At 60.9% G+C, this 26,582-nt stretch carries 20 protein-coding genes and 2 tRNA genes; 11 read left to right on the forward strand and 11 right to left on the reverse strand.

The features are described 5' to 3' along the window. Nucleotides 1-61 precede the first annotated feature (61 nt). The 4 genes from FDP25_RS01020 (at nucleotide 62) to FDP25_RS01035 (ending at nucleotide 4,698) form a co-directional block, all read left to right on the forward strand. Nucleotides 62-1,372 carry an HlyC/CorC family transporter gene (locus FDP25_RS01020; RefSeq protein ID WP_154148325.1) on the forward strand — a complete coding sequence of 437 codons (1,311 nt, stop codon included), beginning with the start codon at nucleotides 62-64 and terminating at the stop codon, nucleotides 1,370-1,372. Nucleotides 1,373-1,376: 4 nt separating this feature from the next. Then, the gene (locus FDP25_RS01025) at nucleotides 1,377-1,724 is read left to right on the forward strand and encodes an antibiotic biosynthesis monooxygenase family protein (RefSeq protein WP_154148326.1); all 348 of its coding nucleotides are present in this window, start codon (nucleotides 1,377-1,379) and stop codon (nucleotides 1,722-1,724) included. 611 nt (nucleotides 1,725-2,335) lie between these two features. After that, nucleotides 2,336-3,826: a SulP family inorganic anion transporter gene (locus FDP25_RS01030; protein WP_154148327.1), complete on the forward strand. Its 1,491-nt coding sequence runs from the start codon at nucleotides 2,336-2,338 to the stop codon at nucleotides 3,824-3,826. Nucleotides 3,827-3,840: 14 nt separating this feature from the next. Then, entirely contained in the window at nucleotides 3,841-4,698 is an 858-nt protein-coding gene (locus tag FDP25_RS01035) for a universal stress protein (protein WP_154148328.1), read from the forward strand. A 53-nt stretch (nucleotides 4,699-4,751) separates the two neighbouring features. On the opposite strand, the gene FDP25_RS01040 is transcribed toward FDP25_RS01035, so the two are convergent. Further along, nucleotides 4,752-7,184 (reverse strand): GcvT family protein, encoded by a 2,433-nt coding sequence (locus FDP25_RS01040; protein WP_154148329.1) that lies wholly within the window; start codon nucleotides 7,182-7,184, stop codon nucleotides 4,752-4,754. A 302-nt stretch (nucleotides 7,185-7,486) separates the two neighbouring features. On the opposite strand from FDP25_RS01040, the gene FDP25_RS01045 reads away from it, so the two are divergent. Then, nucleotides 7,487-9,904, forward strand: a complete 2,418-nt coding sequence (locus FDP25_RS01045) for a GcvT family protein (RefSeq protein ID WP_154148330.1) — start codon at nucleotides 7,487-7,489, stop codon at nucleotides 9,902-9,904. A 184-nt stretch (nucleotides 9,905-10,088) separates the two neighbouring features. Beyond that, nucleotides 10,089-10,682, forward strand: coding sequence for a nucleotidyltransferase family protein (locus FDP25_RS01050; protein WP_154148331.1), 594 nt, complete (start codon nucleotides 10,089-10,091; stop codon nucleotides 10,680-10,682). Nucleotides 10,683-10,793: 111 nt separating this feature from the next. Here FDP25_RS01050 and FDP25_RS01055 read toward each other — a convergent pair whose 3' ends face one another. Both FDP25_RS01055 and FDP25_RS01060 read right to left on the reverse strand, forming a co-directional pair. Further along, nucleotides 10,794-13,505, reverse strand: coding sequence for a Hint domain-containing protein (locus tag FDP25_RS01055; RefSeq protein ID WP_246175732.1), 2,712 nt, complete (start codon nucleotides 13,503-13,505; stop codon nucleotides 10,794-10,796). A 783-nt stretch (nucleotides 13,506-14,288) separates the two neighbouring features. Further along, nucleotides 14,289-14,374 (reverse strand) — tRNA-Leu (locus FDP25_RS01060). A 129-nt stretch (nucleotides 14,375-14,503) separates the two neighbouring features. Between FDP25_RS01060 and FDP25_RS01065 the strand changes: the two genes are divergently transcribed. Together FDP25_RS01065 and FDP25_RS01070 are read left to right on the forward strand one after the other, a co-directional pair. Beyond that, nucleotides 14,504-15,082, forward strand: coding sequence for a YqaA family protein (locus FDP25_RS01065; protein ID WP_154148332.1), 579 nt, complete (start codon nucleotides 14,504-14,506; stop codon nucleotides 15,080-15,082). A 2-nt stretch (nucleotides 15,083-15,084) separates the two neighbouring features. Next, the gene (locus FDP25_RS01070; RefSeq protein ID WP_154148333.1) at nucleotides 15,085-15,549 is read left to right on the forward strand and encodes a disulfide bond formation protein B; all 465 of its coding nucleotides are present in this window, start codon (nucleotides 15,085-15,087) and stop codon (nucleotides 15,547-15,549) included. Between the two features lie 139 nt (nucleotides 15,550-15,688). Here the strand turns inward: FDP25_RS01070 and FDP25_RS01075 are convergent, their stop codons facing one another. After that, the gene (locus tag FDP25_RS01075) at nucleotides 15,689-16,120 is read right to left on the reverse strand and encodes an Lrp/AsnC family transcriptional regulator (protein WP_154148334.1); all 432 of its coding nucleotides are present in this window, start codon (nucleotides 16,118-16,120) and stop codon (nucleotides 15,689-15,691) included. 116 nt (nucleotides 16,121-16,236) lie between these two features. Here FDP25_RS01075 and rocF point away from each other — a divergent pair, with 116 nt between their 5' ends. Together rocF and FDP25_RS01085 are read left to right on the forward strand one after the other, a co-directional pair. After that, nucleotides 16,237-17,166: an arginase gene (rocF, locus tag FDP25_RS01080; protein ID WP_154148335.1), complete on the forward strand. Its 930-nt coding sequence runs from the start codon at nucleotides 16,237-16,239 to the stop codon at nucleotides 17,164-17,166. Between the two features lie 14 nt (nucleotides 17,167-17,180). Beyond that, nucleotides 17,181-18,236: an ornithine cyclodeaminase gene (locus FDP25_RS01085; protein WP_154148336.1), complete on the forward strand. Its 1,056-nt coding sequence runs from the start codon at nucleotides 17,181-17,183 to the stop codon at nucleotides 18,234-18,236. 57 nt (nucleotides 18,237-18,293) lie between these two features. Here FDP25_RS01085 and FDP25_RS01090 read toward each other — a convergent pair whose 3' ends face one another. Beyond that, complete coding sequence (locus FDP25_RS01090; RefSeq protein WP_154148337.1) at nucleotides 18,294-18,548, reverse strand: EF-hand domain-containing protein; 255 nt, start codon at nucleotides 18,546-18,548, stop codon at nucleotides 18,294-18,296. Between the two features lie 237 nt (nucleotides 18,549-18,785). Here FDP25_RS01090 and FDP25_RS01095 point away from each other — a divergent pair, with 237 nt between their 5' ends. Next, the gene (locus tag FDP25_RS01095; protein WP_154148338.1) at nucleotides 18,786-19,283 is read left to right on the forward strand and encodes an RNA polymerase sigma factor; all 498 of its coding nucleotides are present in this window, start codon (nucleotides 18,786-18,788) and stop codon (nucleotides 19,281-19,283) included. 86 nt (nucleotides 19,284-19,369) lie between these two features. Here the strand turns inward: FDP25_RS01095 and FDP25_RS01100 are convergent, their stop codons facing one another. From FDP25_RS01100 to pdxH, 6 genes are all read right to left on the reverse strand, one after another. Then, nucleotides 19,370-20,158: a glycosyltransferase family 2 protein gene (locus FDP25_RS01100; protein ID WP_154148339.1), complete on the reverse strand. Its 789-nt coding sequence runs from the start codon at nucleotides 20,156-20,158 to the stop codon at nucleotides 19,370-19,372. A 224-nt stretch (nucleotides 20,159-20,382) separates the two neighbouring features. Next, nucleotides 20,383-24,066: a vitamin B12-dependent ribonucleotide reductase gene (locus FDP25_RS01105; RefSeq protein WP_154148340.1), complete on the reverse strand. Its 3,684-nt coding sequence runs from the start codon at nucleotides 24,064-24,066 to the stop codon at nucleotides 20,383-20,385. 567 nt (nucleotides 24,067-24,633) lie between these two features. Continuing rightward, nucleotides 24,634-24,710, reverse strand: a tRNA-Pro gene (locus tag FDP25_RS01110). Nucleotides 24,711-24,754: 44 nt separating this feature from the next. After that, a complete protein-coding gene (locus FDP25_RS01115) occupies nucleotides 24,755-25,240 on the reverse strand; it encodes a DUF192 domain-containing protein (RefSeq protein WP_154148341.1) in 486 nt (161 codons plus the stop codon). Then, on the reverse strand, nucleotides 25,207-25,743 hold the full coding sequence (locus tag FDP25_RS01120; protein ID WP_343031925.1) for a cold-shock protein: 537 nt from the start codon (nucleotides 25,741-25,743) through the stop codon (nucleotides 25,207-25,209). Before FDP25_RS01120 ends, FDP25_RS01115 begins: the two co-directional genes overlap by 34 nt. A gap of 122 nt (nucleotides 25,744-25,865) precedes the next feature. Next, nucleotides 25,866-26,471, reverse strand: coding sequence for a pyridoxamine 5'-phosphate oxidase (gene pdxH, locus FDP25_RS01125; protein ID WP_154148342.1), 606 nt, complete (start codon nucleotides 26,469-26,471; stop codon nucleotides 25,866-25,868). Nucleotides 26,472-26,582 lie beyond the last annotated feature (111 nt).

A 26,582-nucleotide genomic window follows, 5' to 3' on the forward strand; every position in this document is an offset into this window, starting at 1 on the left:
TCCCTTGAACCTGCGCAACGCGCACCCCATAACACCCCTGCATAAAAGGACGCCTGACCGCATGGTAGCCGCATCACCAACACTTGACCTCGCCTTCTGGATCACCGCCGGGGCCATCCTGATGCTTCTGGTGCTCTCGGGTTTTTTCTCGGGCAGTGAAACCGCGCTCACCGCCGCCTCGCGTGGCAAGCTGCGGGCACGGGCCGACAAGGGCGATACCGGCGCCGACCGCGCGCTTGAGATCACCGAGGATAACGAACGGCTTATCGGTTCGGTCCTTCTGGGGAACAACCTTGTCAACATCCTTGCCACATCGCTGGCCACGGCGCTTTTCACCCGGCTTTTCGGCGAATCCGGTGTGGCACTCGCGACCCTTGTCATGACCCTACTGGTGCTGATCTTCGCCGAGGTGCTGCCGAAAACCTATGCCATCACCAATGCCGAACCCGCCGCCTCGCGCGTGGCCCCGGCCATCGGTCTGGTGGTGCGTGTCTTCTCGCCCATGGTCAGCGCCGTGCGCTGGCTGGTGCGCGGTGTGCTGCGCGTCTTCGGCGTGCAGACCGATCCCGATAGCCACATCCTCGCCGTGCGCGAGGAAATCGCCGGTGCGCTTTATCTCGGCCACTCCGAAGGCGTGGTCGAAAAAGAGGACCGCGACCGTATCCTTGGCGCGCTCGACCTCGGCGAACGCGCGGTCGAAGAGATCATGCTTCACCGCTCCCAGATCGAGATGATCAATGCCGAGGACGAGCCCCGCGCCATCCTCGATCAATGCCTGCACTCCAACCACACCCGCCTGCCCGTCTATCGTGACGATCCCGATAACATCATCGGCGTGGTCCACGCCAAGGACCTGCTGCGCGCCATGCATAAACTTGTCATGGGCGGCGAGCAGGTCAGCGCCGAGGCGCTCGACAGTTTCGATATCTGCGACGTGGCGATGAAACCCTATTTCGTGCCCGAAACCACCACGCTTGATGACCAGATGCGCCAGTTCCTGCGGATGCGCAGCCACTTCGCGCTGGTGGTCGATGAATACGGCACCCTGCAAGGGCTGATCACGCTCGAAGACATCCTCGAAGAGATCGTCGGCGAAATCACCGATGAATTCGACGCCGAGGCCGATCACCCCATCCGCCGCAGCGAGGATAACCAGTTCCTCGTCGATGGCGCCATGACCATCCGGGATTTGAACCGCGCCACCGACTGGACCCTGCCGGATGAGGAGGCCAACACCATCGCCGGCCTCGTCATCCACGAGGCCCAGATGATCCCCGACACAAGTCAGGTCTTCAACTTCCACGGCTTCCGCTTCGAGGTGGTCGAGAAAACCGACAACCGGATCACCAAGCTCAAGATCCGCAAACTGTGATGCCATGACCGACCGTTTCGCGAAAACACCCGAACCGCCCTACTATGCCGTCATCTTCACCAACCAACTTTCCGAGGATGACGCAGGCTATGCCGAGATGGGCGAGGCGATGTATACCCTCGCCCTCGCCCAACCCGGCTGCCTCGGGGCCGAAAGCACCCGTGACACCACAGGCCTTGGCATCACGGTGTCCTACTGGGACAACGAAGACAGCATCGCCAAATGGAAAGCCGAGGCCAAACACCTTGTGGCCCAGAAACAAGGCATCGAGCGTTGGTACAGCCACTACGAATTGCGCGTGGCCCGCGTCGAACGTGCCTACTCCGGCCCCGAGGGCCGCAGCCTGCGCTAAGGTTTGCCGCCTGACAATTTTCCCCTTGGGACGCCGGGTGACAGACCATCATCTGGTGTCTTGTTTTACAATGGTCCGATGACGGCTATGCGGACATAGCGGACATTGAAATAGCCGCGCATCGGCGGGCCGCGGTGCGGCGATCCAACGATTGGTTTATGGCACTTTATCTCAGCCAAGTCCGAAAAACTTATGAGCGGAGTGTTTAGCTTTGCCAAATCGCCGTGCCGGGGGGCGGCGTCATGCCGGAGGCATGCTTTCAGCATGACGATGCGCGGCGGCCTGCGGCCTTGATTCCGCGCTGGACCTTCGCAATCGAATGTCCAACAAGGGCTCGAACCCGTCATTCACCACAATTACGAAGACAGCCCGCCATTGGATACGCGCCCAAGGGTTTTGCACAACCTTTCCCCACGCCACACCTGCCGACAAATCCACGCCTCCCACCTTGGCATTTCGTGCCAGTGCCGCTAGAGGGGCCGCAACCACGCCATCATCCGGGTAACACCATGGGCAGGCCGCAACGGCCCGCCCCGTCAAAACCCCGCCAGACGATACATCCGACATGACCCGCCCGCCTCGCGGCGCGGCCCAGACAACCGGACCTTTGCATGATCTCTCTTTCGCAATACCAACGCCAATGGACGCACAACATTCGCGGCGACCTTCTGTCGGGCCTCGTCGTGGCCCTCGCCCTGATCCCCGAGGCCATCGCCTTTTCCATCATCGCGGGCGTCGATCCCAAGGTCGGCCTTTACGCCAGCTTCTCGATTGCCGTGATCACCGCCATCACCGGCGGGCGGCCGGGGATGATCTCGGCCGCCACGGCGGCCACCGCTGTTCTGATGGTCACGCTGGTCAAGGATCACGGGCTGCAATACCTGCTGGCCGCGACCGTCCTGGCCGGACTGCTGCAAATCGGGGCCGGGTTCCTGAAACTGGGCTATGTCATGCGCTTCGTGTCGAAATCGGTGATGACCGGCTTTGTCAACGCGCTTGCCATCCTGATCTTCATGGCCCAACTGCCCGAGCTTGACCCTTCCAAGGTGCCGCCACTGACCTATGCGCTGGTGGCAGGTGGCCTTGCGATCATCTATCTCTTTCCCCGCATCACCACGGCCGTACCGTCGCCGCTGGTCACCATCATCGTGCTGACCGCGCTCACCGTGCTGATGGGCTGGGACGTGCGCACCGTGGGTGACATGGGTCAACTGCCCGACACCCTGCCGGTCTTCCTGATCCCCGACATCCCGCTGACCTTTGAAACGCTGCAAATCATCCTGCCCTATTCCATCGCCGTGGCCGTCGTGGGCCTGCTGGAAAGCCTGATGACCCAGCAGATCGTCGATGACCTCACCGACACCGGCAGCGACCGCAATCAGGAGTGCATCGGGCAGGGCCTTGCCAACACCGCCACCGGCTTCATCGGTGGCATGGCCGGGTGTGCCATGATCGGCCAGTCGATCATCAACGTGAAATCAGGCGGCCGCGGGCGGCTTTCCACCTTCGTGGCGGGCATTTTCCTTCTGATCCTCTGCGTCGGTCTGGGCGACATCGTCGGCATCATTCCCATGGCCGCCCTCGTGGCCATCATGATCATGGTCTCGATCGGCACCTTCTCGTGGTCTTCCATCAAGAACCTGCGCGACCATCCCCGCTCGTCGTCCATCGTCATGCTGGCGACCGTGTTTTTCGTGATCTACACCCATAACCTCGCCATCGGCGTTCTGGTCGGCGTGCTGCTGTCGGGCCTCTTCTTTGCGTGGAAAATCGCACAGCTGTTCCGCGTCCGCTCCGAAATCACCGAGGACGGCACCCACCGCACCTACCACGTCGAAGGGCAGCTGTTCTTCGCCTCCTCCGAGGACTTCATGAAAGCCTTCGACTTCAAGGAAGCGCCCGACAAGGTCACCCTCGACCTCAGCCGCGCGCATATCTGGGACATTTCCTCGGTTGCGGCGGTGGACATGGCCGTGCTCAAGTTCCGCCGCGAAGGCGCCGAGGTCGAGTTGATCGGCATGAACGAAGCCTCGGAAACCATCGTCGATCAGCTTGCCATCCATGACAAGCCGGGCGCGATGGATCAACTGCTGGGCCATTAAGGGAGAGCCGGACAATGACAACCAACACACTGATCGCCCTCGTCGATGGCTCCGCCTATTCGGAAAGCGTCTGCCACCACGCCGCGTGGATCGCGGGCAGAAACGACTGGAAGGTCAAGCTTTACCACGTCATGGGCCGCCGCGACGCCGTCGAGAAACAGGACCTCTCGGGCGCCATCCGCCTCGGCGCACGCACGCGCCTTCTGGAACAACTCTCCGATCTGGATGCCGAACGCGCCAAGCTGGCGCATGAACACGGTCGCGCCATCCTCGAAGACGCCAAGGCGCTGATCACCGCGGATGCCGACCTCACCGTCGAAACCCGCCTGCGCCAGGGCGATTTGATCGAGACCATCACCGCCAAGGAAGACACCGGCGAAATGATCGTCATCGGCAAACGCGGCGAGGCGGCGGGCCTGGCCTCCGAGCACCTCGGCTCCAACCTCGAACGCATCGTACGGGCCAGCCATCACCCCGTCTTCATCGCCAACCGCGCCTTCAAACCCGCCGAACGGGTGCTGGTGGCCTTCGATGGCGGCCCCTCGTCCCTCAAGGCCGTCGATTATATCTCGCGCAGCCCCCTGTTTTCAGGTCTGCACGTCTCACTGGTCTTCGCAGGCAAGGACAGCCCCGAGATCCGCAAATCCCTCGATACCGCCGCCGCCACCCTGCGCGCGGGCGGCTTCGAGGCCGATACGATCCTTGAAACCGGCGAGCCTGAAAAGGTCTTGGCCAATATTACCCAACGTGACGAACACGACCTTCTGGTCATGGGGGCCTATGGCCACAGCCGCGTGCGTTCGCTCATTATCGGCTCCACAACGACCGAAATGATCCGCTCCTGCCGGGTGCCCGTGCTGATCATGCGCTGATCCGGCACTCCGCAAAGCAAAAGCCCCGGCCAATCTGGCCGGGGCTTTTTCGATCACGCCCGCAGTTTCTCGCCCTTGGGGTCGAACGGCGGCTCATGCAGGATGCGGCCCTTGTGCGGCTGGCCCAGAACCATGACCTGCACCGCATCCCCCGCCTGTACGGTGCCCGCCTTCACATAGCCAAGCGCAAGGCTCATCCCCACGGTATAGCCATAGGTGCCCGAGGTGACGCGGCCAACAGGGGTGCCTTCCGCATCGCGAATGGGCTCCCCTCCCGTCGCATCGGCGTTCGAGGCCGTCACATCCGCCTCATCCAGATGGATCAAAACCAGTTCTTCCCGCGTCGGTTCGGCCATGACCTTCTCCACCGCCGCCTTGTTCAGGAACTCTTTGTCCATCTTGCACAGCGGCGCAAAGCCCACTTCATGCGGGTAATACTCAGGGCTGTATTCCCGGCTCCACGAGCCATAGCCCTTCTCGACCCGCATCGACATCAACGCCCGCGCGCCCACAGGCCCGGCGCCAAAATCCTTCCCGGCCTCCAGAAGCGCCGTATAAAGCCGTTCCTGATCTTCCGTGGCGCAATGCAACTCCCACCCCAGATCGCCGGTGAAACTCACCCGCAGGGCAAGGCACTTCACGCCCGCCAACTCGATCTGCTGCGACCGCATGAAGGGGAAATCCTCGGTTGCCAGCGAGGTATTGGTCAATCTCTGCAACATCTCGCGGCTCTTGGGGCCTGCCACGTTGAAGCCGCACATCGCCTCGGTGTGGCTCTCGAATGTCGTCCCCTCGGGCAAGGGCACCATGTCGAAGAACCGCTTGTGATAACGTTCCGCCATCCCCGAACTGACGATCCAGAATTCATCCTCGGCCACCCGCGTCACCGTGGCATCGCCCGCGATCCCCCCGCGCACCGAAATCAACGGCGTCAGGCACGACCGCCCCACGCTTTTCGGCATCCGGTTGGCGAAAACCGAGTTCAGCCAGTCTTCGGCCCCCGGCCCCTTCACGCGGTACTTGGCAAAGTTTGAAATATCGATGATGCCCGCCCGCTCGCGCAGAATCTTGCATTCCTCGCCCACAGGGCCCCACCAGTTCTGGCGCGTGAACCCGTTGGTATCCTTGGTGCCGGGCGTGTCGGCAAACCACTGCGTATGCTCCCAGCCATAGTTCAGGCCAAAGACCGCGCCCATATCTTTTTGCATCTCGTACACCGGACGGGTGCGCAGCGGACGGCCCGCCTCGCGCTCCTCGTTGGGGTAATGGATGGCAAAGCGGTGGGCATAAACATCCTCCACCTTGGCCTTCACGAAGTCCCGGTCGTTGGCCCACAGGCCAAAGCGCGCAATATCCCACGGGAACATGTCATATTGCATTTCCCCCTCGATGATCCATTGCGCCACCATAAGGCCCATACCCGCGGATTGGCTGAACCCCGGAATGATCCCGCCGCACATGAAATAGTTTTTCAGCTCCGGCACCGGGCCAAGGATCACGTTGCTGTCCGGGCTCCAGATCATCGGCCCGTTGATCACCCGCTTGATTCCCGCCTCGGCGGCCAGCGGCACCCGGTCCATGGCGCGCATCACGTTCTCCATGATCCGTTCCAGATCGTCGGGGAAGAGGTCATGCGCGAAATCCAAGGGCGTGCCCTCCTCGGCCCAGAACCGCATGTCACGCTCATAGGCCCCGATGAGCAGCCCCTTGCCCTCCTGCCGCAGGTAATATTCGCCGTCCCGGTCCGCGACCGAGGGCAACCGCCGGTCCATGCCGTCGATCTCGGCAATGGTCTCGGTCACGAAATACTGGTGCTCGGTGGGCTGAAGCGGCACCTCGATGCCCGCCAGTTTGGCCACCTCACGGCCCCACAAACCGGCGGCGTTGATCACCCACTGGGTCTGGATATTGCCCTTGGGCGTTTCCACGATCCAAGACCCATCAGGCTGCTGCGCGGTGGCGGTGACGGGGGTAAAGCGGTAAATCTCCGCCCCCTTCTGTCGCGCGCCCACGGCATAGGCATTGGTCACGCCCGAAGGGTCCACATTGCCGCCATCGGGCTCCCACATGATGCAGCGCACCCCGTCGAAATTGACCAGCGGGTGCTTCTCCTCGGCTTCCTCGCGGCTGATCTCGGCAAAGTTCATGCCGTACAACTCCGCCTTGGCGGCCTGTAGGCGCAATTGGTGCTCACGCGCCTCGGTCTGGGCAAGGTAAAGCGAACCGGGCTGGAACACGCCACAGCTTTGGCCGGTTTCGGCCTCCAGCTCCTTATAGAGGTTCATGGTGTAGTGCTGCAGGCGGCTGATATTGGCGCTGTCATGCAGCCCGTGAATATTGGCCGCCGCGTGCCATGTGCTGCCACTGGTCAGCTCATCGCGCTCCAGCAGGACCACGTCCTTCCAGCCCAGCTTGGTCAGGTGGTAAAGAATCGAGCATCCGATAACGCCCCCGCCGATCACGACAGCCTGTGCATGGGTTTTCATAACTGATCCCTTGGTTGTTGCTAAAGGGCACACTTACGCCGCTTGCGAGGCATGTATTGCCGGTTCCCGACATCATTGGTCGCGGTGATACAAATCAGGGGATTTGTTTGCGACAGATTTTTTCGGTTTGCGTCCAAAGGGCGCCACCCCGCCAAACCGCTTATCGCGACATAGCCCACCCTGCATGACAATCCCTCGACGCCAAAAACGACATCCCATTCACGACACACCCTGTCGCGAACAGACATGCGTCATTCCCCCAGACAAACAGTCTACCGATAACAAGCCAAAGGAGGTCTCCCATGAAAACCACCACTCGTGTGGCCGTCATCGGCGGCGGTGTCGTCGGATGCAGCGTGCTCTATCACCTGACGAAACTCGGCTGGTCCGACGTCATGCTGATCGAACGCTCCGAACTCACCTCCGGCTCCACATGGCACGCGGCGGGCGGCTTTCATACGCTGAACGGCGATACCAACATGGCCGCGCTTCAGGGCTATACTATCAAGCTCTACAAGGAGTTGGAGGAGATCACCGGCCTCTCCTGCGGCCTTCACCACGTCGGCGGCGTGACGCTGGCCGACAACCGCGACCGCTTCGACATGCTGCTCGCCGAACGCGCCAAGCACCGCTACATGGGGCTGGAAACCGAGATCGTCGGGCCGGAAGAGATCGCCAAGATCGCGCCGGTGACCAACACCGACGGCATCCTCGGCGCGCTTTATGATCCCCTCGATGGCCACCTCGACCCCTCCGGCACCACCCACGCCTACGCCAAGGCGGCCCGCATGGGCGGCGCCACGATCGAGACCCACTGCCACGTGCAGGAAACCAACCAACGCCCCGACGGCACATGGGACGTGGTCACCGACAAGGGCACCATCCACGCCGAACACCTCGTCAACGCCGCAGGCCTCTGGGCGCGCGAGGTCGGGGCCATGGCGGGGGTCTACGTCCCCCTCCACCCGATGGAACACCAATATATCGTCACCGAAGAAGTCCCTGAAATCGCCGAAATAATCGACGCAGGCGGCGAACACCCCCACGTCATGGACCCCGCCGGCGAATCCTACCTCCGGCAAGAGGGCCGCGGCCTCTGCATCGGGTTTTACGAACAACCCTGCCGCCCATGGGCGGTGGACGGCACACCGTGGAATTTCGGCCACGAACTCCTGCCCGACGATTTCGACAAGATCGAAGACAGCATCACCTTCGCCTACCAACGCTTCCCGGCCCTCGAACGCGCGGGCGTGAAATCGGTGATCCACGGCCCCTTCACCTTCGCCTCCGACGGCAACCCGCTGGTCGGCCCGGTACCGGGCCTGCGCAACTACTGGTCCGCCTGCGGTGTGATGGCAGGCTTCTCCCAAGGCGGCGGCGTCGGCCTGATGCTGGCACAATGGATGACCGAGGGAGAATGCGAACGCGATGTCTCGGCCATGGACGTGGCCCGCTACGGCGATTGGATCACACCGGGCTACACCCGCCCCAAGGTGATCGAAAACTACCAAAAACGCTTCTCGGTTTCCTACCCCAACGAAGAACTTCCCGCCGCGCGCCCCTTCCGGCAAACGCCCATGTATGACGTGTTCGATCAAATGGGCGCCGTCTGGGGCCACCAATACGGGCTGGAAGTGCCCAATTACTTTGCTCAGGGCGACGAACCCCGATACGAGACCCCCTCCTTCCGCCGCTCCAACGCATGGGAGGCCACCGCGCGCGAGGTCAAGGCCGTGCGCGAATCCGTGGGCATCAACGAGGTCCACAACTTCGGCAAATACCGCGTCACCGGCCCCAACGCCCGTGCATGGCTCGATCGCATCATGGCCGGGCGCATCCCCAAACCGGGCCGGATTTCGCTCACCCCGATGCTCAGCCCCCAAGGCCGGATCATCGGCGATTTCACCGTCTCCTGCCTTGATGAGCAGACTTTTCAGCTTACCGCCTCCTACGGCGCACAGGCCTATCACATGCGCTGGTTTGGGCAGAACGCCACGGAGGGCGCGCAGGTCGAAAACATCTCCGACCGCCTCAACGGCTTCCAGATCGCCGGCCCCAAGGCGCGCGAGGTACTGATGGCCTGTACCCGCGATGACATCGGCGACATGCGACTCATGGATGTGCGCCCCGCCTGCGTCGGCATGGTCGATTGCCTGATCCAACGGGTCAGCTTCACCGGCGATCTGGGATACGAAATTTACTGCGACCCCATGGCCCAACGCGCCCTGTGGGATGTGCTCTGGGCCGAAGGGCAAAACCACGGCATGAAACCCTTCGGCATGCGCGCGATGATGTCGCTGCGGCTGGATAAATTCTTCGGGGCATGGCTGCACGAGTTCGGGCCGGACTATACCCCGGCGGAAACCGGCCTCGACCGCTTCATTTCCTTCAAGAAAGAGGCCGATTTCATCGGGCGCGCGGCGGCCGAAGCAGAGCGCGAGACACCCCCCGCCCGTACCCTCGCGGTCTTCGAGGTGGACGCGCTCGACACCGACGTCAACGCCTACGAACCCGTCTGGATCGACGGCACAGTGCAAGGCTTCTGCACCTCGGGCGGCTATTCTCACCACGCGGGAAAATCCATCGCCCTCGCCCTCATCCCCCGTGACAAAGCCACCGAAGGGCTGGAGGCACAGATCGAAATCCTCGGCGAGATGCGCCCCGCCCGCCTGATCACCGAACCGCTCTTCGACGCCGACGGCGCGCGCATGCGGGGCTGACCCCACGGCCATCGGTGCGCTGCCACTTGAAGGGCGGCACCTTTGGCCACTGGCGGACCGCCTCCGGCGGGAGTATTTTGGGAAAGATGAAGGCCCTTGCCCTTTTCTTCTTTTCGAAAATATCCCGGGGTGAATTGGCCGCAGGCCAAGAGGGGCAGCGCCCCTTGATGCAAACGGAGGCCCCATGCGCGGGATCGGTATTGTCATTCCAGCGGCTGGCACGTCCTCTCGCATGCGAGGGCGCGATAAGTTGCTGGAAAAGGCCGAAGGCCAACCCCTGCTGGCCCGCCAAACACGGCGCGCCCTTGCGACCGGGTGGCCTGTCCTTGTGACCCTGCGACCGGGCAGCGCGCGTGCTGAGGTTTTACCAGGTGGTATCGCATGCCGTGAAGTGCCCGAGGCCGCCGAAGGGCTTGCAGCCTCCCTCAGATCTGGCGCGGCTTGGGCCCAAAGCCTTGATTTGAAGGCCCTTATGGTCCTTCTCGCGGATTTGCCCGACCTCACCTCCGAGGATCTTGAGACCATCGCCGCGGCTTTCACAGAAGACCCAAGCCGGATCATCCGCGCAACAGACGATAGCGGCAAACCCGGCCACCCGGTGATCTTCCCGGCCAAGTATTTCGAGGCCATGCAAGCGCTTCACGGCGACGACGGGGCAAAACCCCTTCTGAGGCAGCATCCGCCGCGCCTCTGCCCCCTGCCCGGCCTGCGCGCCACCACCGATCTGGATACCCCCGAAGCCTGGGCCGCGTGGCGCGCCAGACAGGCACAGGAATAGGCAACCCCGGCACCTGCCGGGGCTGCCCTACTCGAAACCGGAACAGCCCCCTAACCCGATTTCTGGTGACCGGCACACAGGCTGTGCGCCGGCCCGCTGCAACCTATCGGATCAGGACATCAGAAGCTTCGCTTCGTGTTTCTTGAGAGACCGGCGCGCCGCCTGGTAATCCTTCAGGCCCTCGGCCTCGCGCAGTTCGGGGAAGAGATCGTAAATCTCGTTCCGCTGCGCCGCGCCCATACCATCCATCACCTGCTCACCGGGCTGGAAGCTTTCGGTCCAGGCCCCGTTCGACAGGACAACCTCGTGCTGGTCGAACATGAAGTGGATGTAGCTCACGCCGCTGGCTTCGACCGTATCGACGCCCTTCATGCCCGTCAGGTGCTTGGCCGCGGCCAGAACCTCGCGTTCATCGAAGTAAAGCGCGCTGCGATCATTGTTGATCAACAGGCGGTGCTGCGGGCTGACCATCATGTCATGCTCCGGCAGACCCCGGCCCAGGGATCCGGCGCGGATCAGCACCGGCTTGAGGTTCGGCGCCTGGCAGAGCTCCTGGCCCGTAAGGTCCCGGCGCCCGATCCAGCGGATTTCCTGTAGGCCGTTGTCACGGGTGATCACCCGGTCGCCAACCTCAAGGTCTTCCACCCGGCGCTCCCCCTTGGGCGTGGCAATCACCGTGCCCGGCGTGAAGCAGGGGATGATATCTTCGATCTCGGTGAACCCGAGGGACCCCGAGACCGTCCCGTCAGGGTCGAGAAACTCGACCGTGCCCGAGGTGGAATCACCGTCGGCATCGAGGGTTTCGCCGACGATGCGGAAATCGCCCTGCCCCGCCAGGTTCAGCACATCGTAGTCATCACCGCCGGTGCCGCCATCGACCACATCACCAGCGCCCGCATCGGTGAAGAGATCGCGATCATCGCCGCCCAGCAGGATGTCATTGCCGGTGCCACCAAGAACGGTATCGTTCCCCGCGCCGCCATCGACCATGTCGTTATCGGCCCCGCCGAGCAGCAGGTCGTCGTCGACACCGCCGTCGATCGTGTCGTCACCGGCGCCACCCTCGATGGTGTCGTCATCGTCTTCGCCATAGATGACGTCATTGCCATCCCCGCCAAGCAGCAGGTCCTGGCCGTTTTCCGGCACCGGATCGGTCGCGTCGGGAATTTCGCCGGGGATACCGGCGATCGGGTCGTTGCCGAAGCCGCCCCAGATGGTGTCATCCCCTGCACCGCCCTCGATGGTGTCCGATCCATGGCTGCCGGTCAGGCTGTCGGCGCCCTCGTTCCCAAAGACGATATCGTCGTCAATGCCCGCGTTCACCGTGTCGTCGCCCAGGCCGCCGATGATCGTGTCATCGTCGTCGCCCGTCATGATCAGGTCATTGCCCTCACCGCCATCGACATAGTCACGCCCGTCATCGGGGTTGGGATCGCTCAGGGCCGGCATGCCGGTGGCCGGGTCTATCAGGGCCGCATTCGGCAGGTTCGGATCATCGCCTTCGTAATCCGAAAACCCATCGATCCCGGCGTCGATGGTGTCATGACCATCGCCCCCTTCGATCGAATCGTTCCCGAGGCCGCCATCGATGTAATCGTCGCCGGTGCCGCCAAAGATGGTGTCATCGTCGATGCCGCCATTGATGCTGTCGTTCCCGCCATCACCCGAGATCAGGTCGGCGTCATCGCCGGTGGTGATGGTGTCATTCCCGGCGCCCCCCACGACCGTGTCCAGATCGTTCAACTGGTCGGCACCGGTTTCGAAAGGCACCCCGACAAAGGTTTCATGGTCGTTGACCGGCGCGCCATTGCCGGTATCGATCACGTCGTCTCCCGCGCCCCCGACGGCGCTGTCGCTGCCTTCGCCACCCGTCAGGGTGTCGTTGTCAGCACCACCGTCGATGGTGTCATCCCCCGCGCCACCATCAATCTCGTCATTGCCCTCTTCCCCGAAAGCCAGATCATCGCCGGTGCCCGCATCGACCTCGTCGTCGCCCAAACCGGCCTCGATGGTGTCATTGCCACCCCCGGCCTGAATGATGTCGTCATCCGGCGCTTCCCCGGCCAGAATGGCATCTCCCGAATCCACCAGGTCCCCCTCGGGATCGCCGGTATAGACGTAGTCGGGGTCGCTGTCCGGGTTGGTCGCGATATAGGCATCGTCGTCCCCGTTCGATACGATCCCATCCAGTTCACCACCCGCGTCGATGGTGCTGAAATGCACATCGGTCACCCAGATCGCCTGTGTATCGGTGCCGCCATTGTCATAATCGATCTCGATCCGCGACACCGGCCCGGCAATATCCACCAAAAGCGAGGTATCCGGATCGGTCGGCGGGGTCACCGCGTTACTGTCCACGTCGTTGCCGGTGGCCGTATCTCCACTGGTCAGGATGTCCGCCCCCGGCGTCAGCATCACGTCAACCGGGTTGCCCGCCGCGTCATAGGCCCGGACGGTCACGATATCGGTATAATCCGTGCCGCCTTGCCCCAGGTCCAAGTCATTGATCCGGAACGAAACGTTTTGCACGTTGTCGCTATAGGCCGCGTCACTCGCGCTGAAATCGATCGCCGTGGTCGAGGTATCGTCGACCCCGCCTTCTCCGCCATTCCCCCACAGCTTGAGCGCCGACATCGGGTCGAAACTCTCGCCGCTGGCGGTATCTACGTATTGACCGTATTCAAGGTAGCGCGCGAAGGCGCCGCCGTCCTGTGCGGTAAACCCTAGCGAAACATCGATACCGCCGGTATCAACCGTTCCCCCATCGCTCAGGTCCGATCCATTGGAGCCGAACAGCCCCCAGTCCAGAATAAGATCAGCCATAAAGACACCCCCTTCGACCTATTCATCGCCGATCAAGGACCGGCTGCGTGATGCGCCACTGCACAAGCAGCGGCTAAAAAGCTTCAAAACTTTCTGCCTGAACCGGAAGTCTGCGAAGTTCGGTGGATGCCCGGGAAGGCCCGTGATTTTCCCACACGTAGCCACGCCTTTTGAAAGGCTATACGACCCGATCCACGACTCTTCGCACTATCCCCCGATAGGCAAAAACGTCCTGACGGTCGCCCCCGTGACCAATTCGATACCCCCCAGTTGGGCAATCTCGTTGTAACCGCCAGATTGGGAAACACGAAGGGGAAAAATGACGGAAATGCGCTCAAAACCGGGCGCAAACAAAGCCGCTTGCCGCGTTCACACCCGATTTACGCCCCAGATTTCGGCCCATTGTTTCGGTTTTTGGAACCAGTAAAAAACCTCGAATTCCACAGGTTTTCTTAGGTTTTCCTCGCGGCTCTACAAAAGTTCATGCAACCGACCACTCGAAATACGCCTTTCGTCTATATCCAATTGGGCAACAATCAAAAGAGGCGAAATTGTGACCGCCACGCCCGATTTACGGTTAATCTGAAGCGCATAATTTGTGATCAATTTTCCGCGTTTTGGATGAAAAGCGCCGAACGCGAAACAAAACGCCCCGCTCTGGCACCCGCTCCGTACGAATCGCAGGCGGGCCGGGCCGGTAGAAGCAAACGATTCGCCTCAAGCCTCCGACCCCGGCGCGCGTCCCATCGAAACAGGCCACCAGAACATCAATAAAATCGGAATTGGTGCCCAAGGTGAGATTCGAACTCACACGATGTTGCCATCGGGGGATTTTGAATCCCCTGCGTCTACCATTCCGCCACTTGGGCACGGGCAACACCTCTAGCGAAGCCGCGCGCCCGCGTCCAGAGGGGAAGCGCGCAAATACGCGGCAAAATACTTGACCCGCCTTGCGCCGCGTGGTCAGAGACCACGACTTCTTTTCCAGGACACCTTCCATGCTCCGACGCCTTTACGACTGGACGATCACCATGTCCGACCACCCGCGCGCGCTCTGGGTGCTGGCGGCCGTTTCATTCATCGAAAGTTCGGTCTTTCCGATCCCGCCCGATGTCCTGATGATCCCGATGATCCTCGCGCGCCCCTCACGGGCCTGGCTGATCGCCTTGGTGGCGCTGGTGTCCTCTGTCATCGGCGGGCTTCTGGGCTATGCCATCGGTGCGCTGGCCTACGAACAGATCGGCCAGCCGATCCTCGAATCCCTCGGCAAGGGCGATGCCATGGCCGAGTTCTCGGCCCGGTTCAACGATTTCGGCTTCTGGGCCGTGCTGACCGCTGGCATCACCCCCTTCCCCTACAAGGTGATCACCATCATGTCGGGCTGGACGGCCATGCCGCTTGGCACCTTCATTGCCACTTCCATTCTGGCGCGGGGCCTGCGCTTTTTCATCGTCGCGGCGCTCTTGTGGAAATTCGGCGCGCCGATCCGCGATTTCATCGAACGCCGCCTCGGGCTGGTCACGATCCTGTTTGTTGTGCTGCTCTTCGGTGGCTTCTACCTTGTCAGGCATCTATGACCATGACCTTAACCTACCGAACGCTGATCCTGCTGGCCGCTGGCGGCTCCCTCGCCCTGATGCTGGGCGCCTGGGGCTTCCAGTACATTGGCGAGATGCCACCCTGCAAACTCTGCTATTGGCAACGCTACCCGCATTACGCCGCCATGGGCCTCGGTGTGCTGGCCTTGCTCCTCGGCGGTGCGTTGGTGGCCCTGCTTGGCGCGCTGGCCGCTCTCACCACCGCAGGCATCGCCGCCTATCACACCGGGGTCGAGCGCGGCTGGTGGGAAGGTCCCTCTTCCTGCACCTCCTCCGGCACATCCGGTCTCAGCACCGATGACCTCTTCGATCAGATCATGGCCGCCCCCCTCATTCGCTGCGATGAGGTGCCATGGGAAATGTTCGGCCTCTCGATGGCCAGCTGGAACATGCTCGCCTCGCTGGCCCTCGTGGTGATCTGGATCATGGCCGCCCGTCGCGCCTGACCCTCCCCGTCCCGGACGCGATCCGGAACCTCGACATGCCTCTCATCACGCCGATTTTCGTACGACTCGTACGATTTCCAAATGCAGCTCCCGGATTTTCGTACGAAACTCACGTACAAAACGTACGAGTCGTACGAAATTACCCGTTCGCCGCCTTGCGCGTGCTCAAAAGCAGGTTGGTTTCGCTGGTCGCTACCCCGTCGAACCGCCGGATACGCGCCAGCACATCGTCGAAATCCTCCAGCGATTCCGCCCCGATTTCCACGATCACGTCCCACCGGCCATTCGTGGTGTGCACTGCTCGAACGGCGCTTAACCCATTGAGTTGACGAATAATTCTATCCGTCCCGCGCCCTTCGATCCCGATCAGCATCAGCCCCCTGACCGGGTCCCGCACCGCATCGCCCTTCAGCACAACGCTGAACCCCACGATCTCGCCGGATTGCCGCAATCGCTCGATCCGCCCCCGGACCGTGGTACGTGACACGCCAAGCGTGATCGCCAAATCCGAAAGCGAGGCCCGCGCGTCATGCCGCAGCGCCGAAATTAACTGTCTGTCAACATCATCCATTTCGAACGATTAGCACGCCGTTTTGAACAACGCTATCCCGTTTCGTGCAATATGTCGGGTTCAGTACGCCTCACTTCGGAATATTCTTGAGGAAATCCTTTCTAAGCGAGCGTTCCATGACCCCACAAACCTGCCTTCTCATCGGCGCCCCCGTGGACAGCGGCAAAGCCCGCCAAGGCTGCCTAATGGGCCCCGACGCCTACCGCGTCGCCGGCCTTGACGATGCCTTAACCTCTCTCGGCCACACGGTCAAAGACCTCGGAAACCTGGCCCCGGCACAGGTTGCTCCGCTCAAGGGGCTGCCACCCCATCTACACGCGCCCGAAGTCACCATCGGCTGGACACAAGCCCTTGTAAATGCGGCAGAAAATGCCATGGCGCGCGGCCTGCCAATCTTCTTGGGCGGCGATCACAGCCTCTCTCTGGGCTCCGTCGCAGGCGTCGCCAACCATGCCGCCGCGCACTCCCGCCCGCAATTCGTTCTTTGGCTCGACGCCCATAGCGACTTCCACACGCCGCAAAGCACGACCTCGGGCAACCTGCATGGCACCCCCTTGGCCTATGTCACTGGACAAAAAGGGTTTTCCGACTTTCCCGAGATGCAGAACCCAATCCCCGAGGATCACATCTGCATTCTCGGCCTGCGCTCCGTAGACCCCGCCGAACGCGAAATCCTGCAAAATTCCCGAATCCGCAGCCACGACATGCGCCAGATAGACGAATCCGGCATCGCCAAACCGCTGTCCGCCTTCCTAGACCGCGTCGCCGACGCGGGTGGCATGCTGCATGTCTCACTCGACGTGGATTTCCTCGACCCTTCCTTCGCCCCCGCAGTCGGCACCACCGTTCCTGGCGGTGCCACCATGCGCGAGGCGCATCTGGTGATGGAGATGATCTGCGACAGCGGCTTGATGACGTCTCTCGACCTCGTGGAGCTCAATCCCTTCCTCGATGAACGCGGCCGCACCGCGCAGGTCATGGTCGATCTGGCCGCCTCCGCCCTTGGCCGCCGTGTCTTTGACCGTCCCACACAAGCCTTTGGATAAAAAGGATAAAACCGATGACCGCAACACCCCCCTCCGATAAGGCCCTCGTGCCCTTCGTCTCGGTCGAGAACATGATGAACCTCGTGCACCACATCGGGATCGAGCCGATGCTGCGCGGCCTGTCCGATTATATCGAAGAGGATTTCCGCCGCTGGGAACTTTTCGATAAAACCCCGCGCATCGCCTCGCACTCCGCCGAGGGCGTGATCGAACTGATGCCCACCTCGGACGGGGAGGTTTACGGCTTCAAGTACGTCAATGGCCACCCCAAGAACACCAAGGAGGGCCTTCAAACCGTTACCGCCTTCGGCCTGCTGGCCAATGTCGGCAATGGCTATCCGGTGTTGCTGTCGGAAATGACCGTCCTCACCGCCCTGCGCACCGCCGCCACCTCGGCCATGGTCGCCAAGCACCTCGCCCCCAAGGGGGCCGACACCATGGCGATGATCGGCAATGGCGCACAATCGGAATTTCAAAGCCTTGCGATGAAAGCGATCTGCGGCCTCAAATCCGTGCGCCTGTGGGATATCGACCCTGCGGCCACCCGCAAGGCGGCCAGCAATCTCAAGGGCTTGGGGCTGGATGTTCATGTATGCAGCAGCGCCGAGGAGAGCATGGAAGGCGCACAGATCATCACCACTTGCACCGCCGACAAGCAATACGCCACGATCCTCTCCGACAACATGGTCGGCTCCGGTGTGCACATCAACGCCATCGGCGGTGACTGCCCCGGCAAGACCGAACTTGCCCCCGGCGTGCTGCATCGGTCCGAGATTTTCGTGGAATACCCCGAACAAACCCGCATCGAGGGCGAGATCCAACAACTGAGCGAAGATCACCCCGTGACGCAAATGTGGGAAGTGATTAACGGCACCAAACCCGGCCGCACAAGCGCCGGGCAGATCACCCTGTTCGATTCCGTAGGCTTCGCGATCGAGGATTTCAGCGCCCTGCGCTACATCCGCGACCATATCGGCGGCACCGATCTGTATATGGACCTCGACCTTCTGGCCGATCCCGACGACCCGCGCGATCTGTTTGGGATGCTGCAACGCGCGGGCCGCACATAACCCCGGGCCGGGGCGATCCGGGGAAGAGTATCCCGGCCCGGGGGTGTCAACCGGTGCTTAGCCGCCGGTCGACGCAGGGATAAGCCCCTGTTCCTGCCCGCTGACCATTTCCTCGTCGGTCAGGGCCCCGTCGTCATCGGCATCCGCCTCGGCAAAGGCTTCGGCGGTGACATCCGGGAAAACGGCCTGCACCTCGTCGATGGTCATGACACCGTCGCCATTGGCGTCGATCTGTGCGGTTTCCTCGCTCATGGCGATGGCGGAATTGGCCACCACGCCCATTCCCAGAAGGATAGCTACGAATTTAAACATGGTCAGTCTCCTTGGACATTACGTTCAAGGCCGGGACATCCCCGCGCCTCACTGACCAAGACGGGGATCGGGCGCTTTGCGTCCCGGCCCCCAACCCCACGGGCGGCGCCTTGCCGAGGCGGTCCCGTGCAACCGGCGAGCGGCTGCCGAAAAAGCCCCGCTCAGGCCTATCGGCGGAATCTGCCCATTTGAAATGGCTCCCCTGTCGGCCCTTTATCAGGGCATAGGAGGTGCCCCATGCAACAGCCTGCCCCCACAGAGCTAACCGCGCTGATGCCCGTGCTGACACGGGCAGCGCTCCGCATTGCCGATACCCCCGACGAGGCACAGGACCTCACCCAGGAGGTGCTGCTCAAGCTCTGGCTGCGCATCAATCGTGGCGAGGAGATCACCAACCTGCGCGGCTATGCCTTGGCCGCCCTGCGCAACCAGATGCGGCAAGGCCTGCGCGACAGGAAGGACACCGACGAATTGGACGAGGACAATACCGGCACCGCGCCCGATGTCTTCGCCTGCCTCGCCCTGTCCGAAACACGGGCGATGATCGACAAGCTTCCACCGGATCAGGCCCAACTGATGAAGTTCGTACTGGCCGGAGAATCCAGCCCCGCCGCCCTTGCCCGGCAAACCGGCTGGCCGCTTGGCACGGTGATGTCCCGCCTGTCCCGCGCCCGCGCCCAACTCCGCCGTGACATGGGGCTTTCCCCCGACGCCCCGGTGAAGGCGCTTTTATGAGGGGGCTAGGTGACTTTACCGCAGCCCAAAATACGCCCTCTTCCAAAACAGAAACGATCACTTCTGCATCGTCTGTTATCCAAGGGCTAACCCAATGCCTTGAGATACTGGTAGGCAAATGTTCGTACGTCCGCCAAACCATTGGGCATACCATATTTTCCCATCACTCTGCGCAGTTCACGCCGCCGCAGACTCCGCCCGACCCGTTGACTCACTTGACCGGGGTGCAGACGGTTGGCGACCAATGTGCCCGGCAAGATCACAGGGTCACCAAGAGTTTTGAAACAACCGTGGTACAAGTCCACATCCATCAACCAGATCAGATTTTCATCGAAGAACAAGTCGTGACCTGCTTCAAACGCCAGAACCGAAGGACTTGAGACGGTATTGCGCCCAAATCGGATTTGATCGTGCCACCGGGGCACCATAGGCTCCTTGACCGTGACACCATCATACGTCACGCCCGACCCCATCAATGCCCATTTGCATGTTGGCGCCTCGAATGCCTTTGCCAACTCCTGCAAGGCATCGGCATGGCACAGAAAATCATCTTGAAAGAGGATTTTCACCACCCGGCCACGCGCCTGCCGGATCGCATTGTTCGCATTGGCAGACGCTTGACGACGTCCCGAACGGTTGTCCACCCAACGGATATCCATATCATCGTCAAACTGACGACATGCGTCTCGCACTGCGGGGGTCTCGGATTGATCCGAGACAACCACTTCGAAATCCTCGAAACTTTGCGCTGTGAGGTGCTGGAAGCTTTCGGACAAGAACCGCGCGCCATCACCGCCCATGTCATAGGCGGGAATGCAAATGCTGATGGCTGGTTTTCGGGTCATGGCGATCTGTGTGGCAATAACCACCTCCATCCGCAACAGAAAAACGGGGGGCACGAAGCCCCCCGGTCAAGTTTCGCCACTCAGGCTCACTTAATTTATACCGCCCGGTTTCTGCCTGCGGCCTGAGTGTCGTCAGGGGCGAGCGCACCCGCCCCGTGTGAGGATGGGAAGGACTGATATTCCGCCCCACCCTGTCTCGTCGGGGCCGGGCCAAATGGCCCTGTGCCCCTAAGCCCCCCCTAGTGGGCTGTTTCTCAGCTACACCCGCTGGTCGCGCCGCAGGTGTTGCATTTCATGCAGGTGCCGTTGCGCACCAGCGTATAGTTGCCGCAGTCGCTACAGGCTTCGCCTTCATAGCCCTGCATCTTGGCCTTGGTCCGCGCGTCCATCGACATGGACCCGCTTGCCGTCGTCGTGGTGGTTGTCGAGGTCGCCACGGTCGCGCTTACGCTTTCCGAGGTCTCGGGCACCAGCGTTTGCAGCGCGCCCACCGGATCGGCGGTGCCGGTCAGGGCCACTTCGGACTGACCGCCTTGCAAAACCACCAGTTCCTGGGGCAGGCGCTTGCGCAGGTAGCCTGTCGAACTGATCTGCTTGAGCACTTCGAGGGATTTCGAGGCCGCCTCGCCCGACATCTCCTTGATGTTGCTCACGCCTTCTTCCTCGCCGCGGCCCAGATCGTCAAACGATGCGCCCTCGGGCTTCACATGCGCCAGATCGGTCCGATCCAGATAGCTGACGGCGAGTTCGCGGAAGATGTAATCGAGGATCGACGTGGCATTCTTGATGCTGTCGTTGCCCTGCACCATGCCTGCAGGCTCGAACTTGGTGAAAGTGAAGGCGTCGACGAATTCCTCAAGCGGCACACCATATTGCAGGCCGACCGAAACCGCGATGGCGAAGTTGTTCATCATCGCCCGGAACCCGGCACCTTCCTTGTGCATGTCGATGAAGATCTCGCCAAGATTGCCGTCCTCGTACTCACCTGTGCGCAGGTAGACCTTGTGCCCACCCACGGTGGCTTTCTGGGTATAGCCTTTGCGGCGTTCCGGCATCTTCTCGCGGTGCGATTTGACCACTTCCTTGACGACAACCTTCTCGACGATCTTCTCGGCCAGAACAGCGGCTTTTTCCTGCATGCTGCCGGTTTCCAGAACCTCTTGGGCCTCCTCGTCGTCCTCGACGAGGCTTGCCGCCAAGGGCTGGCTGAGCTTGGAGCCGTCACGATACAGCGCATTCGCCTTCACGCCCAAGGACCACGACAGCTCATAAGCTTTCTGGCAATCCTCGATGGTGGCGTCATTGGGCATGTTGATCGTTTTCGAGATCGCCCCCGAGATGAAGCTTTGCGCCGCCGCCATCATGGTGATGTGGCTGTTCACATCCAGATACCGCTTGCCCTTCTTACCGCAGGGGTTGGCGCAGTCGAAGACGTGATAATGCTCTTCCTTCAGGTGCGGCGCCCCTTCCAGGGTCATCGTCCCGCAGACGTGGTCGTTCGCCGCTTCGATATCGGCCTTGGAGTAACCAAGCGAGGCCAGCATGTCGAAGGTCGGATCGCAGAGTTTCTCGGCGGGAATGCCAAGGACATTGGTGCAGAATTCTTCGCCAAGCGTCCACTGATTGAAGACAAAGCGAATATCGAAGGCCGAACCAAGGGCGTTGTCGATCTTTTCCAACTCGTTGGGGCCAAAACCATGACCGATCAACGAGGTGTGGTTGACACCCGGTGCATTCCCGATGGTGCCATGACCGACCGCGTAAGACACGATCTCCTCGATCTGCGCGCTGCCATAGCCCAGCTTTTCAAGGGCGGCGGGCACCGATTGGTTGATGATCTTGAAGTAGCCACCACCGGCCAGCTTCTTGAATTTCACAAGGGCGAAATCCGGCTCGATCCCCGTGGTGTCGCAGTCCATGACAAGGCCAATGGTGCCCGTCGGCGCGATGACCGAGACCTGCGCATTGCGATAGCCGTGCTTTTCGCCCAGCTTCAGCGCCTCGTCCCAGCTCGACATCGCCAGTTCGACCAGTTTCGAGTCGGGGCAGTTGGTCAGGTCCAGTGCGACGGGCTTCACGTCCAGCCCTTCATAACCTTCGGTAGCGCCATAGGCGGCATTGCGGTGGTTGCGAATGACGCGCAGCATGTGCTGTTGGTTGCGCTTGTAGCCATCAAAGGCGCCAAGTTCCCCGGCCATTTCGGCGGAGGTGGCATAGGACACGCCGGTCATGATCGCGGTCAATGCCCCGCACAGGGCCCGGCCCTCGTCACTGTCGTACCCAAGCCCCATGTTCATCAGCAGGCCGCCGATATTGGCATAGCCAAGGCCAAGCGTGCGGAAGTCATAGGACAGCTGCGCGATTTCCTTCGAGGGGAACTGCGCCATCATCACCGAGATTTCCAGTGTCACGGTCCACAGGCGTGTGGCGTGCATATAGGCATCCGCATCGAACTTACCGTCTTTGTAGAAAGTCAGCAGGTTCATCGACGCAAGGTTACAGGCCGTGTCGTCCAGGAACATGTACTCCGAGCACGGGTTCGAGCCGCGAATCTCGCCATCTTCCGGGCATGTGTGCCACTGGTTGACGGTGTCGTGGTACTGGATGCCCGGATCGGCACAGGCCCAAGCGGCATGGCCCACGTCCTCCCACAGGTCACGCGCCTTGATGGTTTTCGACACGCTGCCGTCGGTCCGGTTGAGCAACGCCCAATCGTCATCGGCCTTGACCGCCTCAAGGAAGGCATTGGTCACGCGGATCGAATTGTTGGAGTTCTGGCCCGACACGCTGGCATAGGCTTCACTGTCCCAATCGGTGTCATAGGTCGGGAATTCGATGCTGTCATAGCCCTGCTTGGCATAGTCCAGCACCCGCTTGACGTAGGTCTCGGGGATCTGAACCTGCTTGGCCCCGCGAATGGCGCCTTTCAGCTGCTCGTTTTTCTTGGGGTCGACAGCATCTTCATTGCTGCCATCCCAAGCCCGGATCGCCGCGAAGATATCGTTGAGCTTCTGCTCGTGCATCTTCGAGCCGGCGACGATGCTGGCAACCTTCTGTTCTTCGCGAACCTTCCAGTTGATGAATTCCTCGATATCGGGGTGATCGGCATCACAGATCACCATCTTGGCCGCACGGCGCGTGGTGCCGCCCGACTTGATCGCACCCGCCGCACGGTCCCCGATCTTGAGGAAGCCCATCAGGCCCGACGACTTGCCGCCGCCCGAAAGAGCTTCCCCTTCTGCTCGAAGGGACGAGAAATTCGTACCCGTCCCGCTGCCATATTTGAAAAGCCGCGCTTCACGCACCCACAGGTCCATGATGCCGCCATCGCCAACCAGATCGTCACCGACCGATTGGATAAAGCAGGCGTGGGGCTGCGGATGTTCATAGGCACTGGCCGATTTGGTCAGCTCCTTGGTCTGGTAATCCACGTAGTAGTGGCCCTGGCTGGGCCCATCGATTCCATAGGCCCAGTGAAGGCCGGTATTGAACCACTGCGGGCTGTTCGGCGCGGCCATCTGCTTGGCCAGCATCACGCGCATCTCGTCGAAATAGGCCTGCGCGTCGTCCTCGGTGGTGAAATATCCACCTTTCCACCCCCAATAGGCCCATGCACCCGCCAGTCGGTCGAAAACCTGCTTGGCCGAGGTTTCACCGCCAAAGCCGGTGTTGTCCTTCGCCGGGGCCGAGCGCCACAGGAATTCCGGCACGCCGTCCTCGGCCACCTTTTCCAGCTTTTCAGGAACACCAGCCTTGCGGAAATACTTCTGCGCGATCACGTCCGAGGCCACCTGGCTCCAGCCTGCGGGCACTTCGACCGCATCGAGTTTGAACACGGTCGTCCCATCCGGGTTCCGAATCTCGGAACTCGTCGTGACAAATTCCAAAGCTGCGTAGGCATCCTGCCCTGCCGTCGTGAATCTACGTTCGATTTTCATCTATCCGCTGCCCCATATTTCAGCATTTAACCAAGTCGGCCCAGAACCAAGGCCCGCGGTACCAAATCCCGGCAACAACGCTCCCTCGCCCGGCATTTCCACGCCGCGCAAAATCCGTTCCCCGAATACCCTTCGGTTTTAGGTTGGGTGCTGTCCCGCCAAGGGCGCCGCCACTATATGTTGTGGCTTGTCGGCCCGCCCATACAAAGTGGCGTATTCACCCATAGAGGGTCAACGCTTTTTTTAGAGATTTTGTGACAAAAAGAAGTTGACGCAAATGCTTCGCGTGCCCCGCCAGGTACCCCGGTGATTCATCCCCAGATTTATACCCAGCCGGGCTTACACACGCGCAACCGGAAAAGACCTTTTTCCAAGGCAGTTTAGGCCGAAATCCTAGAGTATTCCCTGAAGGCTTTTCCATAGAATCGCCGTTGTCAAACCGGCAGACCAACAGCGGTGACCAAGAGAGCCATCCGACACGCCCAAATTATGGGCGGCCTAGCGCGCCACCCATGAATTGCGCCCAGAACGCCATATGAGCCACTAGATATAGTGCTTTAAAGGAAGTGGTCGGGACGGCAAGATTCGAACTTGCGACCCCCTGTACCCAAAACAGGTGCGCTACCAGACTGCGCTACGCCCCGGACCGTGCGGTGTGTCTAATGCGGTTTATTCGGCTTGAAAAGCCCTAACAGGGCCAAGCGGCACGATCTTCTGGAATCGTCGGGTGTCGCAACTGTGTGCCGGGGGCGATCCCCATCTGTTCGGCCAGTCCACCGTTGATTTCCAGCACGTACTGAATGTTGTCCCCACCGAACTTGGGGCGAAGGTCCCCCGGCTGTGCCTGATGATGAATATGCTGCACGGTTCCGGTACGATCCATGAAAATCATGTCGAGTGGGATCAAGGTATTCTTCATCCAGAAGCCAACTGTCTTCGGGCGCGGATAGACAAACAGCATTCCCGCGCTTTTCGGCATGCTCTCGCGATTCATCAGGCCCTTGGACCGTTCGGCGTTATCATCGGCCACCTCGATCGTGAACTGCGCCTGCCCCCAGTCCCCCCGTAGAATCGCGCGGTCTTCGCGGCATTCACCGGCGAAGACCTGCACAGAACTCAGTAGCAGAACGATACCTGCCGTCAGTCCGATCTTTGTTTTACGGCTGTTTCCCATCCACACACCTCCGTGGCCATACGACCACGCTTACCTTCTATAACCCGGATCGCCAAGGCCTCGCCCGGTTGCAAATCCGCCAAGCCGGACCGACGCAGGATCTCGATATGCACGAAGACGTCCTCGTCCCGACCAAAGGTATTGGCAAAGCCAAATCCCTTGCCCTTGTCGAACCACTTGACCCTCGCAGGCTCCAATGGTGCATCGCGAATCTCGTCAGTGTCCAGTTCGTCCAGATCGGCCAAGCCACTACTGTCCAGATCATCGGGCGGCTCGATCAGATGTACCTCGACGGCCTGACGGCCGCGATCAGTATCTTGTACGTCGATTTCCACGCCCGCACGATCCGCGACCGAGCTTTGCCCGAAATTCCGCAGAACGTTCGCATGAAGTAAGATGTCAGGACCGCCCTCATCGGCAATCACAAAACCAAATCCCTTAACGGGATCAAACCACTTAACCCGGCCCTTTATCCTTCTTGTGTTGTCATTTTCTATTGTCACGTTTTCCTACCCAGAAGTCTCATCCCCAAGACTCACTTTATGTTCTTCTGACACACCGTTCAATTGATGCAACCAGAAAACTTATTGCGTTTCAAACTCTTGCATTTGGCGTCACGTCAAATTCATGGGCTTAAACGCTGTACCTGCCATGATTTTTCTACGCTTTCACGCCGCCAAACAAAGCGATCGTGCAATCGAAACGCACCGTCTGCCCAAAATTCCATCTCCAATGGACAAAGACGATAGCCGCCCCAAAAAGGTGGTCGCGGCGGATTTGCCCCCTTGGCGGCGGTCACTTTGGCAACCTCAGCCATCAAAGCCGCACGCGAAGACAGCGGCTGAGACTGCTTGGAGGCCCATGCACCCAAGCGGCTTTTCAATGATCTGGACTCAAAATACGCATCCGCTTCCGACCCATCCTCCTTGATCACGTTGCCTCGTATACGTAGCTGCCTGCGCAATGATTTCCAATGAAGCACCATGGCGGCCTTTCCGGACCCGTCAATTTCCCGTGCCTTGGCTGAGCCGTAGTTGGTGTAAAACCAAAATGCATCATCGGTAATCTCTTTGAGCAAAACCATGCGCACATTGGGCATGCCATCGGTATCGACAGTAGACAGCGCGACTGCGTTCGGATCGTTGATCTCGCTCTTTTCAGCCTCGGTAAGCCACTCTCGCGCAATGGCGAACGGATCGTCTCCGGCGAATATTCCGTTTCGTTCAGTCATTCTTCTTTACTCGGTACGCACCATTACAAACCGGCGCGTTTGATATCCAGTCACGACAATCGCGCCATCCGGTATGACCTCCACCTATACTTATGCGTCGTACTTGATGCA

The sequence above is a fragment of the Roseovarius bejariae genome (genome assembly GCF_009669325.1).
GTDB lineage: Bacteria > Pseudomonadota > Alphaproteobacteria > Rhodobacterales > Rhodobacteraceae > Roseovarius > Roseovarius bejariae.

Bases quoted from the DNA above. Each gene is read 5' to 3' on its own strand.
- FDP25_RS01020 (WP_154148325.1), top strand. From the start codon at position 62: ATGGTAGCCGCATCACCAACACTTGACCTCGCCTTCTGGATCACCGCC.
- FDP25_RS01025 (WP_154148326.1), top strand. From the start codon at position 1,377: ATGACCGACCGTTTCGCGAAAACACCCGAACCGCCCTACTATGCCGTC.
- FDP25_RS01030 (WP_154148327.1), top strand. From the start codon at position 2,336: ATGATCTCTCTTTCGCAATACCAACGCCAATGGACGCACAACATTCGC.
- FDP25_RS01035 (WP_154148328.1), top strand. From the start codon at position 3,841: ATGACAACCAACACACTGATCGCCCTCGTCGATGGCTCCGCCTATTCG.
- FDP25_RS01040 (WP_154148329.1), bottom strand. From the start codon at position 7,184: ATGAAAACCCATGCACAGGCTGTCGTGATCGGCGGGGGCGTTATCGGA.
- FDP25_RS01045 (WP_154148330.1), top strand. From the start codon at position 7,487: ATGAAAACCACCACTCGTGTGGCCGTCATCGGCGGCGGTGTCGTCGGA.
- FDP25_RS01050 (WP_154148331.1), top strand. From the start codon at position 10,089: ATGCGCGGGATCGGTATTGTCATTCCAGCGGCTGGCACGTCCTCTCGC.
- FDP25_RS01055 (WP_246175732.1), bottom strand. From the start codon at position 13,505: ATGGCTGATCTTATTCTGGACTGGGGGCTGTTCGGCTCCAATGGATCG.
- FDP25_RS01065 (WP_154148332.1), top strand. From the start codon at position 14,504: ATGCTCCGACGCCTTTACGACTGGACGATCACCATGTCCGACCACCCG.
- FDP25_RS01070 (WP_154148333.1), top strand. From the start codon at position 15,085: ATGACCTTAACCTACCGAACGCTGATCCTGCTGGCCGCTGGCGGCTCC.
- FDP25_RS01075 (WP_154148334.1), bottom strand. From the start codon at position 16,120: ATGGATGATGTTGACAGACAGTTAATTTCGGCGCTGCGGCATGACGCG.
- rocF (WP_154148335.1), top strand. From the start codon at position 16,237: ATGACCCCACAAACCTGCCTTCTCATCGGCGCCCCCGTGGACAGCGGC.
- FDP25_RS01085 (WP_154148336.1), top strand. From the start codon at position 17,181: ATGACCGCAACACCCCCCTCCGATAAGGCCCTCGTGCCCTTCGTCTCG.
- FDP25_RS01090 (WP_154148337.1), bottom strand. From the start codon at position 18,548: ATGTTTAAATTCGTAGCTATCCTTCTGGGAATGGGCGTGGTGGCCAAT.
- FDP25_RS01095 (WP_154148338.1), top strand. From the start codon at position 18,786: ATGCAACAGCCTGCCCCCACAGAGCTAACCGCGCTGATGCCCGTGCTG.
- FDP25_RS01100 (WP_154148339.1), bottom strand. From the start codon at position 20,158: ATGGAGGTGGTTATTGCCACACAGATCGCCATGACCCGAAAACCAGCC.
- FDP25_RS01105 (WP_154148340.1), bottom strand. From the start codon at position 24,066: ATGAAAATCGAACGTAGATTCACGACGGCAGGGCAGGATGCCTACGCA.
- FDP25_RS01115 (WP_154148341.1), bottom strand. From the start codon at position 25,240: ATGGGAAACAGCCGTAAAACAAAGATCGGACTGACGGCAGGTATCGTT.
- pdxH (WP_154148342.1), bottom strand. From the start codon at position 26,471: ATGACTGAACGAAACGGAATATTCGCCGGAGACGATCCGTTCGCCATT.